Annotated in this window: 14 protein-coding genes; 8 read left to right on the top strand and 6 right to left on the bottom strand. The window is 65.9% G+C overall.

Annotated features, from left to right (window positions below; genetic code table 11):
* Positions 1 to 32: 32 nt before the first annotated feature.
* Complete coding sequence (gene trmI, locus C0J29_RS17595) at positions 33 to 875, top strand: tRNA (adenine(58)-N(1))-methyltransferase TrmI (protein ID WP_120793097.1); 843 nt, start codon at positions 33 to 35, stop codon at positions 873 to 875.
* Here the strand turns inward: trmI and C0J29_RS17590 are convergent.
* The 3 genes from C0J29_RS17590 to lppK all read right to left on the bottom strand — a co-directional run bounded on the left by C0J29_RS17590 (position 872) and on the right by lppK (position 2,909).
* The gene (locus C0J29_RS17590; RefSeq protein WP_120793096.1) at positions 872 to 1,861 is read right to left on the bottom strand and encodes an IS481 family transposase; all 990 of its coding nucleotides are present in this window, start codon (positions 1,859 to 1,861) and stop codon (positions 872 to 874) included. The genes trmI and C0J29_RS17590 overlap by 4 nt on opposite strands.
* A gap of 123 nt (positions 1,862 to 1,984) precedes the next feature.
* Positions 1,985 to 2,278 carry a DUF503 domain-containing protein gene (locus C0J29_RS17585; RefSeq protein ID WP_065049901.1) on the bottom strand — a complete coding sequence of 98 codons (294 nt, stop codon included), beginning with the start codon at positions 2,276 to 2,278 and terminating at the stop codon, positions 1,985 to 1,987.
* Positions 2,279 to 2,282: 4 nt separating this feature from the next.
* Positions 2,283 to 2,909: a lipoprotein LppK gene (gene lppK / locus C0J29_RS17580; protein WP_120793095.1), complete on the bottom strand. Its 627-nt coding sequence runs from the start codon at positions 2,907 to 2,909 to the stop codon at positions 2,283 to 2,285.
* 342 nt (positions 2,910 to 3,251) lie between these two features.
* On the opposite strand from lppK, the gene C0J29_RS17575 reads away from it, so the two are divergent.
* The 3 genes from C0J29_RS17575 (at position 3,252) to C0J29_RS17565 (ending at position 8,312) form a co-directional block, all read left to right on the top strand.
* Positions 3,252 to 4,472 carry an IS110 family RNA-guided transposase gene (locus C0J29_RS17575; RefSeq protein ID WP_120791834.1) on the top strand — a complete coding sequence of 407 codons (1,221 nt, stop codon included), beginning with the start codon at positions 3,252 to 3,254 and terminating at the stop codon, positions 4,470 to 4,472.
* A gap of 169 nt (positions 4,473 to 4,641) precedes the next feature.
* Positions 4,642 to 6,471: a proteasome ATPase gene (gene arc / locus C0J29_RS17570; RefSeq protein WP_065049903.1), complete on the top strand. Its 1,830-nt coding sequence runs from the start codon at positions 4,642 to 4,644 to the stop codon at positions 6,469 to 6,471.
* A 44-nt stretch (positions 6,472 to 6,515) separates the two neighbouring features.
* Positions 6,516 to 8,312 carry a hypothetical protein gene (locus C0J29_RS17565; RefSeq protein WP_120793094.1) on the top strand — a complete coding sequence of 599 codons (1,797 nt, stop codon included), beginning with the start codon at positions 6,516 to 6,518 and terminating at the stop codon, positions 8,310 to 8,312.
* Here the strand turns inward: C0J29_RS17565 and C0J29_RS17560 are convergent.
* Both C0J29_RS17560 and C0J29_RS17555 read right to left on the bottom strand, forming a co-directional pair.
* A complete protein-coding gene (locus tag C0J29_RS17560) occupies positions 8,294 to 8,935 on the bottom strand; it encodes a hypothetical protein (protein ID WP_120794797.1) in 642 nt (213 codons plus the stop codon). The genes C0J29_RS17565 and C0J29_RS17560 overlap by 19 nt on opposite strands.
* A gap of 10 nt (positions 8,936 to 8,945) precedes the next feature.
* Positions 8,946 to 10,139 carry a hypothetical protein gene (locus C0J29_RS17555; protein WP_197748211.1) on the bottom strand — a complete coding sequence of 398 codons (1,194 nt, stop codon included), beginning with the start codon at positions 10,137 to 10,139 and terminating at the stop codon, positions 8,946 to 8,948.
* A 116-nt stretch (positions 10,140 to 10,255) separates the two neighbouring features.
* Between C0J29_RS17555 and dop the strand changes: the two genes are divergently transcribed.
* From dop to prcA, 4 genes are all read left to right on the top strand, one after another.
* Positions 10,256 to 11,752 carry a pup deamidase/depupylase gene (gene dop, locus C0J29_RS17550; protein ID WP_065049904.1) on the top strand — a complete coding sequence of 499 codons (1,497 nt, stop codon included), beginning with the start codon at positions 10,256 to 10,258 and terminating at the stop codon, positions 11,750 to 11,752.
* A gap of 93 nt (positions 11,753 to 11,845) precedes the next feature.
* Positions 11,846 to 12,040 (top strand): ubiquitin-like protein Pup, encoded by a 195-nt coding sequence (locus C0J29_RS17545; protein WP_065049939.1) that lies wholly within the window; start codon positions 11,846 to 11,848, stop codon positions 12,038 to 12,040.
* On the top strand, positions 12,037 to 12,897 hold the full coding sequence (gene prcB / locus C0J29_RS17540) for a proteasome subunit beta (protein WP_120793093.1): 861 nt from the start codon (positions 12,037 to 12,039) through the stop codon (positions 12,895 to 12,897). Before C0J29_RS17545 ends, prcB begins: the two co-directional genes overlap by 4 nt.
* Positions 12,894 to 13,721, top strand: coding sequence for a proteasome subunit alpha (gene prcA / locus C0J29_RS17535; protein ID WP_120793092.1), 828 nt, complete (start codon positions 12,894 to 12,896; stop codon positions 13,719 to 13,721). Before prcB ends, prcA begins: the two co-directional genes overlap by 4 nt.
* Here the strand turns inward: prcA and C0J29_RS17530 are convergent.
* Positions 13,718 to 15,127 carry a GAF domain-containing SpoIIE family protein phosphatase gene (locus C0J29_RS17530; protein ID WP_242460462.1) on the bottom strand — a complete coding sequence of 470 codons (1,410 nt, stop codon included), beginning with the start codon at positions 15,125 to 15,127 and terminating at the stop codon, positions 13,718 to 13,720. The two genes, prcA and C0J29_RS17530, sit on opposite strands and share 4 nt — an antisense overlap.
* Between the last annotated feature and the right edge of the window lie 23 nt (positions 15,128 to 15,150).

Here is a 15,150-nt window from a genome sequence, read left to right as displayed (position 1 = left end):
GCTTCGGCGCGTCGGCTGGCACGCTGTACGCCGTGTCAGCAACCGGTCCGTTCACCGTCGGCGAGCGCGTCCAGCTCACCGACGCCAAGGGCCGTCACTACACGATCACCCTGACGCCGGGCGCCGAGTTCCACACCCACCGCGGCCGGATCGCGCACGACGCCCTGATCGGGCTCGAGCAGGGCAGCGTCGTCAAATCCAGCAACGGCGCGTATTTCCTGGTGCTGCGGCCGCTGCTGGTCGACTACGTCATGTCGATGCCCCGCGGACCGCAGGTGATCTACCCCAAGGACGCCGCGCAGATCATCCATGAGGGCGACATCTTCCCCGGTGCCCGGGTGTTGGAGGCCGGTGCCGGGTCCGGTGCGCTGACCCTGTCGCTGCTGCGGGCGGTGGGACCGCAGGGTCGGGTGGTCTCGTACGAAGCGCGCGCGGATCACGCCGAGCACGCGCGCCGCAACGTCTCGAATTTCTACGGCCAGGCGCCGGAGAACTGGCAGCTGATCATCGGCGACGTCGCCGATTCGGATTTGCCCGACGACTCCTTCGACCGGGCGGTGCTGGACATGCTGGCGCCGTGGGAGGTGCTGGACTCGGTGTCGCGGCTGGTGGTCGCCGGTGGCGTGTTGCTGATCTACGTCGCGACCGTCACCCAGCTTTCGAAGGTGGTCGAAGCGGTACGGGCCCAGCAGTGCTGGACCGAGCCGCGGTCGTGGGAGACGATGCAGCGCGGCTGGAACGTCGTCGGCCTGGCGGTGCGGCCTCAGCACACGATGCGCGGGCACACCGCATTTCTGGTAGCCACCCGCCGGCTGGCTCCGGGGGCGGTCGCCCCGGCGCCGCTGGGCCGCAAGCGCGAAGGTAGGGACGGCTAGCTGTACTGACCTGAGAGGTTAGGTACGCGGCTGGCGGGTGGTTGACCCTTGAGTGCTGTGTGGCCGCGGTGGTGATTGTAGGTGTGTAGCCATCGCGGGAACTCAGCGCAGCGGTCTGCATCGCTGCGGTAGAGCCGGGCGTAGGCCCATTCGTCGGCGAGGGTGCGGTGGAATCGCTCGACCTTGCCGTTGGTCTGGGGGCGGTAGGGGCGAGTGCGTCGGTGTTTTATGTCGCCCAGGGCCTCACGGAATGCGTGCGATCGATAGCAGGCTCCGTTGTCGGTCAACACGTTTCGGACTGTGACGCCGCAGTGGTTGAACCAGGCATTAGCCCTTAACCAAAACTCCGCGGCGGTCTCTTTGCGCTCGTCGGTCAGCAGTTCGGAGTAGGCCAGGCGCGAATACGCATCGATGGCAGTGTGCAGAAAGTGATATCCACGCACCGGATGGCCTGGCGCGCGAAACAGTCCTGAGCTCTTGTCGGCCTGGGAGTTGTGTCTACCGCGGCTACGCCCGAGTGCACGCCATCCACCGCCGGCAGGGATCTTGCCGAGTTTCTTGACATCGACGTGGACCAAGTCGCCGCAGCCCTGGGCTTCCATTCGTCGAACTACCCGTCCGGTCGCACGGTCGAGCCAGCGGAGTTTGGCCACGCCGTAGCGGCGGAGCACGCGATGAACCGTGGACACGTTGAGCCCGAGCAAATAGGCGATACGCGCTGGTCCCCAACGACGGATGACCCGCACCTTGATGATGCGCCGCTCAGTGCGCGTGGGCGTCCGATTAGGGCTGCGATGCGGGCGTGAACTGCGATCGCACATACCGGCGAGACCAAGTTCGCGGTAGCGGCCAGCCCAGCGCGCTGCAGTGTTCACCGACACCTGGAAGCGTTCGGCAGCGCGTCGCAACGGCCAACCGTCATCGACGATGCAACGGGCCAGCCGCAGACGACCGGTTTCGGACAAGGGGGCATTACGGTGGACCACGAAGACCTCCGGAGTGAGTAGTGCGTTCCTAAGCAGCTCGCACTTCACCCGGAGGTCTTCGTTAAGTCACCACGCCACGCCGTACCTAACCTCCGTGGTCAGTACAGCTAGCGCGCGCTCAAGCTAGTCGTCGCTGCGGTTCAATCCCCGCCGGACTGAGAGCAACTCGAACTCCGGATGCCCGGCGACCAGTCTCTCCGCCGCATCGAGCACATCGACGGCGTGGGCCCGGTCGCGGGACACCATGGCCACACCGATGCCGGCCCGCCGGTGCAGATCGTGCGAATCGGTCTCGGCCGCCGACACGCTGAACTTGCGCTGCAATTCGGCGACGACCGGCCGGATCACCGACCGCTTCTGCTTGAGGGAGTGCACGTCGCCCAGCAGCACGTCGAATTCGAGCCAACCGATCCACATCTGCTCAGGGCGTCGGCGACGGGGAAACCGGCGGTCCAGCCGCCGGGCTGGGGGACGGAGCGGGGCTCGCCGGCGGGGCCGGTGGGGCCGGTGGAGCCGGTGACGGCGCCGTTGTCGAACTCCGGGAGTTCTGCAGAGCCAGCAGCATCTCCGCGGTCTTGCGGGACAGCTGCCAACCTGCCAGGTACGGCGTGAACTCCATCGGGAACGTGAATTCCCGCCGGTCAGGGTTGGCGGTCGTGACGACGACTGTGGCCATCACGCAACCGGGGTCCGTGGCCGACCACGCAATGTTGTTGGCGGCGAACGTCATCGGCAGGTAACCGCCGTCGCGCGCGGCGTTGGTGAACCGGTCCAGCGCCGCGGCCGTGTCCGGCGTCGAGCCCTGGACAAGGGCCAGTTTGTCGCCGCTCGGCATGGCGGGATCGGCGAGATGATTCAGCACATCGGTAAGCGCCTCGGGCGGAGGCAGGGGAGCGGTCGGCGGAGTGACGGCGGTGATCGAGGTGGGCGGCGGTCCCGGCGTCTGCGCCGAGTCCAGCTGTCGCGCCGTGTTGTGCGTACAACCCGTGGCCAGGAGCACCACCGCCGTGGCGGCGGTGCCCAGTGTTACGCAGACGTTGCCGGACATGCGGGGCACGCTCAGCTACGGGCTGCCGAGCCGATTGCGTTGCAAGTCACATCGGGGTCCGCGGTAGGGGTGTGGGTGGCGATCAGAACGCCTGTGGCTAGGGATTTCACGGTCACAGAAGTCCTACCTTTCGAAGCGTGGGTTTGATCGGGTCGTTCGTAGGATCGGAGAACCCCACGAACTGCGGGTATGGCTGTCATTGGGGTGCGGTGTGGACCGCTCAAAGGACTTGGCCGCCCGCAGTTTGGCAACGGCTCGACTGCTGATTGGGATACGCGATGTGATCGCTGCTGTAGGACTACGCCGGGACGTCGTTGCCAGGGACCGCAAAGAGTGACGGCTATGAGTGTGGAGGTGGCGTTGACCGAAAAGGTCTGGGCAGGAATCGATGTGGGAAAAGAACACCATCACTGCGTGGTGATCAACAGCGAAGGGCAACGGCTGCTGTCGCGGCGAGTGTTCAACAACGAGCCTGAACTGGCGAGTCTGCTCGACGAGGTGATCGAGCTGGCCGGCGGCCAAGTGTTGTGGGCGATCGACCTCAACCATGGAGCGGCGGCACTGCTGATCGGCTTGCTCGTTGCTCGCGAGCAGCCGCTGGCATATCTGACCGGGCTGGCAATTCACCGAGCGTCGGCCAGCTACCGCAGCGAGGGCAAAACCGATGCCCGTGACGCGTTCGTCATCGCTGATCAGGCCCGCCTTCGCCGGGATATCAGTTTGCTGCGGCCCGGCGATGAGATCGCCGTGGATTTGCGTATCCTGACCACCCGCCGCGTGGATGTGGTCTTTGATCGCACCCGCCAGATCAACCGCCTGCGCGCGCAACTGCTCGAGATATCCCCTGCATTGGAGCGGGCGTTGACCTTGACCAACAAAGGTCCGCTGGTGCTGTTGACCGCCTACCAAACCCCGGCGGCGATCCGCCGCGCGGGAGTTGCGCGCCTGGACGCGTGGCTGCGCAAACAGGGCGCGCGTAACGCCACCGCGCTGGCCCAGACCGCGGTGGAGGCCGCCCGCTCCCAGTCGGTGGTGTTGCCCGGAGAGCGTTTGGCAGCCCAGATGGTCGCCCGGCTGGCCAAGGGGGTGATCGCCCTCGGTGACGAAATCGCCGAACTCGACGAGCTCATCGAGGCCCGATTTCGCGACCATCGACACGCCGAAGTAATCATCAGCCTGCCAGGCATCGGACCCCGGCTGGGTGCGGAATTCCTCGCCGCCACCGGCGGAGACATGACCGCGTTCACCGGTGCTGATCAACTCGCCGGGTTCGCCGGGCTGGCACCACAACCCCGCGATTCCGGCCGCATCCATGGAAATCTGCGCCGCCCCAAGCGCTATCACCGCGGACTGCTGCGGTCGATGTACCTCTCGGCGCAAATCTCGATCACCACCAGCCCCGCCTCGCGCACCTTTTATCAGCGCAAAAGAGCCGAGGGCAAATCGCACAAGCAAGCCGTACTCGCATTGGCAAGGCGCCGTATCAGCGTCCTGTGGGCCATGCTCCGCGACCACACCACCTACCACGACTTACCCCCCATCCCCATCACGACGGCGGCTTGACAACACGATTGGGAAGTCCTTTCGCTCGGCCCGAATAGAAGGCGAGATTACCAGCGTGACCCAACTTGTAACTTTCAAACGGCATTTGACTGCCCACATCAATCGTGGTTGACCGGTAGCGTTGGGGGTATCCGCCACACCTATTCCTGGTGCGGGAAAGGAGCGCAACATGGGTGACTCAGAGCGTTCTGAAGCATTCAAGACCCCTCGCGATATCCCCCTGTCCAGCGACGATGCTGCCGAACTCGAACAGCTCCGGCGTGAGGCCGCGGCCCTGCGCGAGCAACTCGACAACGCGGTCGGCCACCAGAGCCCGGCCCGTTCCGCGCGCGACGTGCATCAGCTCGAAGCCCGAATCGACTCGCTCGCGGCCCGCAATTCCAAATTAATGGAAACTCTTAAAGAGGCCCGCCAACAGCTATTGGCGCTTCGGGAGGAAGTCGACCGGCTGGGTCAACCGCCGAGTGGCTACGGCGTGCTGCTGGGAGCTCACGACGACGAGACCGTCGACGTGTTTACCTCGGGCCGCAAGATGCGGCTGACGTGCTCGCCGAACATCGACACCTCCGTCCTGAAAAAGGGCCAGACGGTCCGGCTCAATGAGGCGCTGACGGTCGTCGAGGCTGGGACCTACGAGTCGGTCGGCGAGATCTCGACGTTGCGCGAGGTGCTGGGCGACGGACACCGTGCCCTCGTGGTCGGCCACGCCGACGAGGAGCGCATCGTGTGGCTGGCCGAGCCGTTGGTCGCCGAGGACCTGCCCGAAGGCCACCCCGACGCGCTCAACGACGACACCCGTCCGCGCCGGCTGCGCCCGGGCGACTCGCTGCTGGTCGACACCAAAGCCGGATACGCCTTCGAGCGCATCCCGAAGGCCGAGGTGGAAGACCTGGTGCTGGAAGAGGTTCCCGACGTCAGCTACGAGGACATCGGTGGCCTGACGCGGCAGATCGAGCAGATCCGCGACGCCGTCGAACTGCCGTTCCTGCACAAGGAGCTCTACCGCGAGTACGCGCTGCGTCCGCCCAAAGGCGTGCTGCTCTACGGCCCGCCCGGTTGCGGTAAGACGCTGATCGCCAAGGCCGTCGCCAACTCACTGGCCAAGAAAATGGCCGACCTGCGTGGCGACGACGCCCGCGAGGCGAAGTCGTACTTCCTCAACATCAAGGGCCCCGAGCTGCTTAACAAGTTCGTCGGTGAGACCGAGCGGCACATTCGGTTGATCTTCCAGCGGGCTCGCGAGAAGGCGTCCGAGGGCACCCCGGTGATCGTGTTCTTCGACGAGATGGACTCGATCTTCCGCACCCGCGGTACCGGTGTCTCGTCCGACGTCGAGACCACCGTGGTGCCGCAGTTGCTCTCCGAGATCGACGGCGTCGAAGGCCTGGAGAACGTCATCGTGATCGGCGCCTCCAACCGCGAGGACATGATCGACCCGGCCATCCTGCGGCCCGGCCGCCTGGACGTGAAGATCAAGATCGAGCGGCCGGACGCCGAAGCCGCGCAGGACATCTTCTCGAAGTACCTGGTCGAGACGCTTCCGGTGCACGCCGACGACCTCGCCGAGTTCAACGGCGACCGTGGTGTCTGCATCAGGGCGATGATCGAGAAGGTCGTCGAGCGGATGTATGCCGAGATCGACGACAACCGGTTCCTGGAGGTCACCTACGCCAACGGTGACAAGGAAGTCATGTACTTCAAGGACTTCAACTCCGGGGCGATGATCCAGAACGTGGTCGACCGCGCGAAGAAGAACGCGATCAAGTCGGTGTTGGAGACGGGCCAGCCGGGTCTGCGCATCCAGCACCTGCTCGACTCGATCGTCGACGAGTTCGCCGAGAACGAGGACCTGCCCAACACCACCAACCCCGATGACTGGGCGCGGATCTCGGGCAAGAAGGGCGAGCGGATCGTGTACATCCGCACGCTGGTCACCGGCAAGTCGTCGAGCGCGTCGCGGGCCATCGACACCGAGTCGAACCTGGGTCAGTACCTGTAGATAACAGCAGACACGTGTCGGCGCGACCGATTAAAGTCGCGCGGGTGCGCTTGCGCTTTGGTCCCGGTGATGAGGACGCCTACGCTGGCGCCCGCAAGGTGTTGCTTCAGGAACTCGACGGGTGGTTGGACCTCCCTGAGATCGAGCGGTCCGGAACGGTCGCGAATGTCGGGTTCGTGCTCGATTGGCGCTACCACGACTCCAACGGAGTGTTGGACGACTTCGCACCGAGCGATATCGCCGAGCTGATGTTGCAGTGGTGTCCGCCGCGGCTGACGGGGCGGCCCGAGATCGTCCCCTTTGTATGCGACGCCGTCCGGATCTACCTCGACTTCATGGCGGCCACCGGACGTCTGGTCGGCGGACGCAAGCGCGCCACCCGATTGATCGAGCTGGTCGGCGATCTGACGCCAGCATTGCTGGCGGAGGTGCAGGGCTCTTCGAGCGTCGGGGACGACCCCGAACAACAACAACACACCTACGAGTTGCCGTTCGTATACCTACCACCACCGGCAACCGAGGTGGAGGTTGCCGCAGCCGGCGCACCATTGCTGGCGAAGTTCAAGGCGCTGTGCGCTTATCTGGGTAGCGACGGCAAGCAACTCACCGAGAACGGGAACTTGAAGCTGGCGGATGGTCGGGCGTTGGTGGACCTGCTGGAGACCGGCGACGAGATGGACATGCAACTCGGCGACACGACGATCAGTGCGAAATCCACGAGGTCGTTGCGCCGGCTCAGTTTCATCGTCTTCTTTGCCCGGGAAGCGGGTGCGGTCCGGGTGCGTCAGGGTCGCCTGGTACCAGTGAAGGCATGGGCGTCGCGCCGACCGGTCCAACAGGCCGAGGCGCTTTTCGCGGCACTCGTTGAGCGGGGCCCGCTAGAGGTCGAATTCTCTGGTCCCTCGCTGTACTCGCTTGACCTCCGCGAACTGCTCGACGATGGAATCGTGCACTGGCTGGCGCCTCTGCTCGCACCGGGTGCCGCCGAGCGGTTCGACGCCGTCGTCGAATGGGCGGAATCGGCGGCGACCACGAAACATGAACTGCTCGATCCCGACGATGAATGGAACTGCGAGTCCATCGAGGAGGACATGAGCCGCATCTTCGAGGTGCTTGAGGATGCAGGTGTGGTGCGTTGGATCGATCGGCAGGAAGTGCCTGAGCCGTTCGGCCCTACTTTCTGGAACGGCGGCACGGTCGCGCTCACGGCGTTCGGCCGCCATGTCCTGCCGGACTATCTGGGTGCGGCGGGATACGTGCTGCGGCGCGCCGAAGATGTGGTCCATGCGGACGCCGCCGCGTTGATCGAGACGCTGTTTTCAGCCAGCGACACGGACCGGGAGACGTTGATCGCGGCTTGGCAGGCGGAGCGGCCGACCGCGGAGCGGGTGCAGATGCTCACCGAAGCTATCGTCGCGGCTTCCGACGGAGCGAGTCGCGGAATGGCGCTCTCGGTGCTGGAGCACTTCGACATCGACGTGACCGAGCCGTTCGTCCGTCAACTGCTGGACACACCGGTCGCCGGCCACGCGGCACTGTGGCTGATGTCGCAGGGGCGGGCCGATGCGGAGACGCTTGGCAGCTTCATCGACGTGGCAGTCATCGTGGATGTGCTTGCGGCCGGCGTAGACGACCTTAAAGAGCTGTGCGAATTCTTCGGCAGCTTCACCGAACCGTTAGGGCTACTTGAGGACATATGGCGGCATCCAGCACCTGAAACTGCTGTGGTGCTGGACGCGTTGGGTAACAATCTGCAGGACAAAACGCTGGCAAAAGCCGCGCGGAAGGCGGCGGTCAAACACCGCAGTTGGATGGCGAACCGTCAGGTGATCAATGAATAGCTGTTGGTGAGGTCGTCCTGCAAGACCTGGGCGGCCGTGGTGGTGGTGTCCACCCGCAACGTCTCGGGAAGCACCCGTGAGTGATACGACCAGCCCGCCGGCAGTTTGAGCCGATCGCCCAGCTTGGGAAGGTCCGCGCGCGACAGCGTGGGGTCGGCGACCTGACTCCACGTCTGCATGACCCATTGCCGGCCGTGCGGGTCCTGAAGTTCGTAGATCTCTTGACCGGCGTCGAAGACGAACACCGTGTTTCGGCTGACCTGATTCACGGTGTACGGGTTGGGGTCCATCGACGAGAGCAGCACCGTGGCCTGCAGAATCATGTCGATGCCGCCGAAGTTCTTGATGATCTGCGGCCCCTGCTGAGTCTTTTCGATGCTGTTCATCAGCCAGTAGCGCGGACCGTTGAGCAGTGCCGTCGCGGCACCGTGCTCGGTCGCGATGGCGTGGGCGTCCAGCGCCGACCACAACTCGGCGGGGCAGTCGTTGAGCGGAAAGCTGTTATAGACGGTGGCTTGGGGGCCTGCCTCGCCAGGCGTTACGAGAAGCACTTCCCCGTAACGTTTTCCGGAAAGGTCGCCCGAATCTTGGTGGGCTGCTGAGGGCGATTGAGGGGCTGACACCAGGGTGAACCTAATCACCCAGGTCAGCGGCGTCAACACTGGTCACCGGCGCGTTCGCCATCCGATTGCGGTAGCGGTTACGGGCGGTCAACGTCGCATGCAGATCGCCGATCAACGGGTCGACGAAATTGGAGCGGTAATCGTCGTCGCCGGCTGCCCGGGCGCTGATGTACATGAACGTCAATGCGCCCAGAAACAGGCACAGATGGATCAGCGAATCGGGCACCGGCACCGTCAGGCCCAGCATGGTCGCGTCAAAGTCGGTGGTGTGCGCCCACTCTTTGAGCAGGGCGGGCGTCAGCACGATCAGGCCGAGCAGCACGTAGATCCCGGCGGTCAGCGCCGCGACCACAGCAATCTGCGCCAGCTGCGAGGCAGCCAACACGAAAACCACGTTGACTCGCTCGGCCCGCGTCAGCCGGGGACGGCCGGGCGGGTCGGCCATCGTCTCGAACGGCGTACCGGCCAGGCGCTCAGCGTCTTCGGGCGCCGGTGACGACGACCGCAGCATCGGCTTCACCCGCTCGGCGGTCGCGGAGACCACGAACGCGGCGGCGATGCCGACGAGGAAGAACACCGCCAGCGCCAAGCGGTCAGCACTGATCGTCGCCGACATCAGCCAGACGTTTCCGTTGAAGAACACCAGCGTCGTCAGCAGCACCACGGGCAGGGCCCGGACCGCGAGGCTGCCGATCGACGCCAGGTGCGACAGCGTCATGCGCGTCGTCCAGCCGACCACGGAACCAACACCGCAGCCGGTCAACACCATGAAGACGACCGCCGTGATCACTGTGTCCGGAAGATGGGCCGCGCCGGATTCGATGACGACGACGATGCCCACGATGGTGACCGCCGCCGTCGCCGCCAGCGCACGGTACCGGCGATTGGCGATGCGGGACACCGACCACCCGGCGGCGGCCATCACCACGGGTGCCAGCCCGATGAGCCCGAGTAGCGCCCATTCCCGGGCCGACGGAGTCCCCTCGATGACGATGTCCTGCCTGCCGTCGGTGAGGAACAGCACTGGCAGGCTCCAGCAGTGCAGGCCCGCATAAGCCGCCAGGACGGGCGCGGACCGCGACCACAGCCGCCGCCACCTGCCTCGCGTCGTCAGCACCGACGGCAGACCGCGCTCCAGGAACCAGCTTTCAGCCTCGTCGGTCACCGTCGCCCGGCGTACCAGCGAGCGCAGCAAAGGGCTCATGGCGGCTCACACTAATGGCGGACAGCCGCAGTCCGCGCGTTTGCCGGGAAGCGGAATTCCAGCGCGAGCCACCCGCTCCTGATCGGGGGTCACGGCGGGACCGTAGTCTTTAACTCATGCAACGGATTATCGGGACGGAGGTCGAGTACGGCATCTCCTCGCCGTCGGACCCGACCGCCAACCCGATCCTCACTTCCACCCAGGCGGTATTGGCTTACGCCGCCGCCGCCGGCATCCAGCGCGCCAAGCGGACCCGCTGGGATTACGAGGTCGAGTCGCCGCTGCGCGACGCCCGCGGTTTCGATCTGAGCCGCTCGGCCGGCCCCCCTCCGGTCGTCGACGCCGACGAGGTCGGCGCGGCCAACATGATCCTGACCAACGGCGCGCGACTGTATGTCGACCACGCGCATCCGGAGTATTCCGCGCCCGAGTGCACCGACCCGATGGACGCGGTGATCTGGGACAAGGCCGGGGAGCGGGTGATGGAGGCGGCCGCCCGGCACGTCGCCAGCGTGCCTGGGGCGGCCAAGCTTCAGCTCTACAAGAACAACGTCGACGGCAAGGGCGCGTCCTACGGGTCGCACGAGAACTACCTGATGTCGCGGCAGACACCGTTCTCCTCGATCATCGCCGGGCTCACCCCGTTCCTGGTTTCCCGCCAGGTGGTGACCGGTTCCGGCCGGGTAGGCATCGGCGCATCCGGGGACGAGGCCGGCTTCCAGCTCTCGCAGCGCTCGGACTACATCGAGGTCGAGGTCGGCCTGGAGACCACTCTTAAGCGCGGCATCATCAACACCCGCGACGAACCGCACGCCGACGCCGACAGGTACCGCCGGCTGCACGTCATCATCGGCGACGCCAACCTGGCCGAGACATCGACGTACCTGAAGCTGGGCACCACGGCCCTGGTCCTCGATCTGATCGAAGAAGGCATCGACCTGACGGACCTGGCGCTGGCGCGCCCGGTGCATGCGGTGCACGCGATCAGCCGCGACCCGTCGCTGCGTCAGACGGTGGCGCTGGCCGACGGCCGGGAACTGACCGGGCTTGCGCTGCAACGGATCTACCTCGACCGCGTAGCCAAGTTGGTCGACAGCCGTGACCCGGATCCGCGTGCGTCCCACGTGGTGGAAACCTGGGCCGAGGTGCTCGACCTGCTCGAACGCGACCCGATGGAGTGCGCGGAGCTGCTGGACTGGCCGGCCAAGCTGCGGCTGCTCGAAGGGTTCCGGCAGCGGGAGAACCTGAACTGGTCCGCTCCCCGGCTGCACCTGGTGGACCTGCAGTACTCCGATGTCCGGCTGGACAAGGGGCTGTACAACCGCCTGGTGGCGAGGGGGTCGATGAAGCGGCTGGTCACCGAACCGCAGGTGCTGGCGGCGGTCGACAATCCGCCGACCGACACCCGGGCGTACTTCCGTGGCGAGTGTCTGCGCCGGTTCGGGGCCGACATCGCAGCGGCGAGTTGGGACTCGGTGATTTTCGATCTGGGCGGCGACTCGCTGGTGCGGATCCCGACGCTCGAGCCGCTGCGGGGCAGCAAGGCACACGTCGGTGCACTGCTCGATTCGGTGGACAGCGCGGTCGAACTGGTGGAACAACTCACCAGCTGAGCCGGGAAACGTCGGTGCTGACCGGTAGGGTAGAGAAAAGCCATCGGGCGAATGGACACACGCCCGCGGCGCATGACGAAGCAGGAGGCGGCGATGGCGCAGGAGCAGACTAAACGTGGCGGTGGTGGCGGCGACGACGATGACGTCACCGGCGCGGCGGCCGCGGGTCAGGAGCGTCGCGAGAAGCTGACCGAGGACACCGACGATCTGCTCGACGAGATCGACGACGTCCTGGAAGAGAACGCCGAGGACTTTGTGCGCGCTTACGTGCAAAAGGGCGGACAGTGACCTGGTCGTTGCCCGATCGTCTGTCCCTGAACTCAACACAACCCGGATCCGTAGACCTGTCGTCCTTCGCGGACTTCCTGCGTCGCCAGGCACCCGATCTGCTCCCCGCACGCCTCAGTGGCGTAAGCGTGGGTGACCAGTTGCCGCACGGCACCACCATCGTGGCGCTGAAGTACCCCGGCGGTGTTCTGATCGCGGGCGACCGCCGCTCGACGCAGGGCAACATGATCGCCGGCCGCGATGTCCGCAAGGTCTACATCACCGATGACTACACGGCCACCGGCATCGCCGGCACTGCGGCGATCGCGGTCGAGTTCGCGCGCCTCTACGCGGTCGAACTCGAGCACTATGAAAAGCTGGAAGGCGTTCCGCTGACCTTCGCCGGCAAGGTCAACCGGCTGGCCATCATGGTCCGCGGCAACCTGCCGGCCGCGATGCAGGGTCTGGTGGCGCTGCCGCTTCTGGTGGGCTACGACATCCACGCCGCCGATGCCGACTCGGCCGGCCGCATCGTCTCCTTCGACGCCGCCGGCGGCTGGAACATCGAGGAAGAGGGATACCAGTCGGTGGGATCGGGCTCGATTTTCGCCAAGTCGTCCATCAAGAAGCTGTATTCCCAAGTGTCCGATGCGGATTCGGCACTGCGGGTCGCCGTGGAGGCGCTGTACGACGCCGCCGACGACGACTCGGCCACCGGGGGACCGGACCTGGTCCGCGGGATATACCCGACCGCGGTCACCATCGACGCCGACGGGGCGATGGAGATCCCGGAGCGGCGGATCGCCGAATTGGCCCGCGGAGTCATCGAAAGTCGCTCGCGCACAGATACTTTCGGCCCCGACGGCGGTGAGAAGTGAGCTTCCCGTATTTCATCTCGCCTGAGCAGGCGATGCGCGAGCGCAGCGAGCTCGCACGCAAAGGCATCGCCCGTGGCCGCAGCGTCGTCGTGCTGGCCTACTCCGGCGGCGTGCTCTTCGTGGCGGAGAACCCATCGCGGTCGCTGCAGAAGATCAGCGAACTCTACGACCGGGTGGGATTCGCCGCGGCGGGCAAGTTCAACGAGTTCGACAACCTGCGCCGCGGCGGAATCCAATTCGCCGACACGCGCGGCTACGCCTACGACCGCCGCGACGTCACCGGGCGCCAGCTGGCCAACGTCTACGCGCAGACGCTGGGCAGCATCTTCACCGAACAGGCCAAGCCGTACGAGGTCGAGTTGTGTGTGGCCGAGGTGGCGCACTACGGCGAGACGAAAGCGCCGGAGCTGTACCGGATTACCTACGACGGGTCGATCGCCGACGAGCCGCACTACGTGGTGATGGGTGGCACCACCGAACCAATCATCAACGCGCTCAAGGAGTCCTACACCGAGAACGCCGACCTGGGGGACGCGCTGAAGGTGGCGGTCAACGCGTTGCGGGCCAACAGCAGCGACAACGCCACCAACGGTCAGCCCGCCCTCAGCGAGGCCAATCTGGAAGTCGCGATCCTGGACGCCAACCGGCCGCGGCGGGCATTCCGCCGGATCAACCGGGCGACTCTGGAATCGCTGCTGCAGGAATCGGATTCCGGCGACGGTGACGGTGACGGCGACAGTGAGGCCGCGCAGGCGGCAGAGGGCGCCGAGCAGCCCGAAAGCCCGGAGAAACAAGCCGAACCCGACGGCGACTCGTCGGCCTAGCCCTGGCGGGCGCTGATAGCCAGCAGGGCGATGTCATCCTCCGGCCCCAGCTTGGGGATAAGGGTGGCCAACTCGTCGATCAGTCCCGCGGCATCCGGTCCGGCGTGCTCGGCGGCGAAGGCAGCCAGGCTGTCCTCGTTGAAAGGGTTCGCGCCGCGCCGGGCTTCGACGATGCCGTCGGTGTAGAACAACAGCGTCTGACCCGGATGCAAAACGACTTCGCAGGTATGGAACGTGGCGTCCGCTCGCAACCCGACCAGCGTTCCCTCGTCGGAGCGCACCTCGGCCGCCGTTCGGCTGGCGGGGTCGAGCAACAGCGCCGGCGGGTGACCGCCGGTGGCGATGGTGATCGAGAAGCCCTCGTCGTCGGGCCGCCGCTGCAAAGTCCCGAACAGGACCGTGCAGAAGCGTCGCGGATCCAGTTCGCGCAGCAGGACTTCGTTGAGTTCAGTCAATCCGTCAACCGGGTCGCTGTAATGCAGAGCGGCGGACCGCAACGTATACCGGATCAGCGAGGTCACCACAGCGGCATCGACCCCGTGTCCCTCGACGTCTCCGATGAAGAAGGCCCACCGGTCGTTGCCGAGGGCGAACACGTCGTAAAAGTCGCCGCCGACCCGACGGGGAGAGGCCGGGTGGTAGTGCGCGGCCAGCGAGGCGCCTTCGACGGTCGGCAACATCGGTGGCAGCAGGGTCCGCTGCAGGACCGCCGCGTACTCCTCGGTCAGGTCGCGGTCGTACTCGGCGATGTTGCGGTCCCGGATCGCGACGTCACGATCCTGGCGCGCGTCATCACGATCCTGCCGGGCGTCATCACGTTCGCGCTGCGCCTCATCACGGTCGCGGCGCGCTTTGTCACGAGCCTGCTGGGCGTGGTAGCGCTCGAAACGAGCGTCGTCGCGGGCGTATTCGGCGGCGCTGCGCAGGCCGCGTTCGACTCCCAGCGCGTCCAACGAGGCCAACCGCAGGTCGAGTTGTTCCATCACGATGGCCGCCAGGTCCGCCAGCACCGACAGTTCCACCTCTGACAAGTCACGCTCCTCGGTGTCCATCACGGCCACCGCACCCAGGCTGTGTCCGTCGAGGGTCACGATGGGAGCACACGCGTAGAACCGAATTTGGTGGATGCGCACGAACCGGTTGCCGGCGGTTCGGGGGTCGGTGAGCGCGTCCTGCACCACGTAAGGCTTGTCGCTCATCACGGCAGCCGAACACAAACCGTCGTCCCGGGGGACCTGCTCGGGAGCCGGCAGGCCGTGCGCGGCCATCAGGTAAATGTCGTCCTCGCCGACGATCGACACCGTCGCCATCGGCATATCGAGGGACCGTGCGGCTAACCCGGGAATCCGGTGCACAACCCGGTCGGGGGGCATGTCGAGCACGCGATAGCGCTCAAGCGCTTGCACGCGAGCTCTGTCCGTGTCACTGC

The sequence above is a fragment of the Mycobacterium paragordonae genome (assembly GCF_003614435.1).
GTDB classification, from domain to species: Bacteria; Actinomycetota; Actinomycetes; order Mycobacteriales; family Mycobacteriaceae; genus Mycobacterium; species Mycobacterium paragordonae.
This window is presented reverse-complemented; position numbering and strand designations above follow the sequence as displayed.

Coding starts and splice junctions, on each gene's coding strand:
- lppK (WP_120793095.1), bottom strand. CDS start 2,909: ATGTCCGGCAACGTCTGCGTAACACTGGGCACCGCCGCCACGGCGGTG.
- arc (WP_065049903.1), top strand. CDS start 4,642: ATGGGTGACTCAGAGCGTTCTGAAGCATTCAAGACCCCTCGCGATATC.
- C0J29_RS17545 (WP_065049939.1), top strand. CDS start 11,846: ATGGCGCAGGAGCAGACTAAACGTGGCGGTGGTGGCGGCGACGACGAT.
- C0J29_RS17555 (WP_197748211.1), bottom strand. CDS start 10,139: ATGAGCCCTTTGCTGCGCTCGCTGGTACGCCGGGCGACGGTGACCGAC.
- dop (WP_065049904.1), top strand. CDS start 10,256: ATGCAACGGATTATCGGGACGGAGGTCGAGTACGGCATCTCCTCGCCG.
- C0J29_RS17585 (WP_065049901.1), bottom strand. CDS start 2,278: ATGTGGATCGGTTGGCTCGAATTCGACGTGCTGCTGGGCGACGTGCAC.
- C0J29_RS17575 (WP_120791834.1), top strand. CDS start 3,252: ATGAGTGTGGAGGTGGCGTTGACCGAAAAGGTCTGGGCAGGAATCGAT.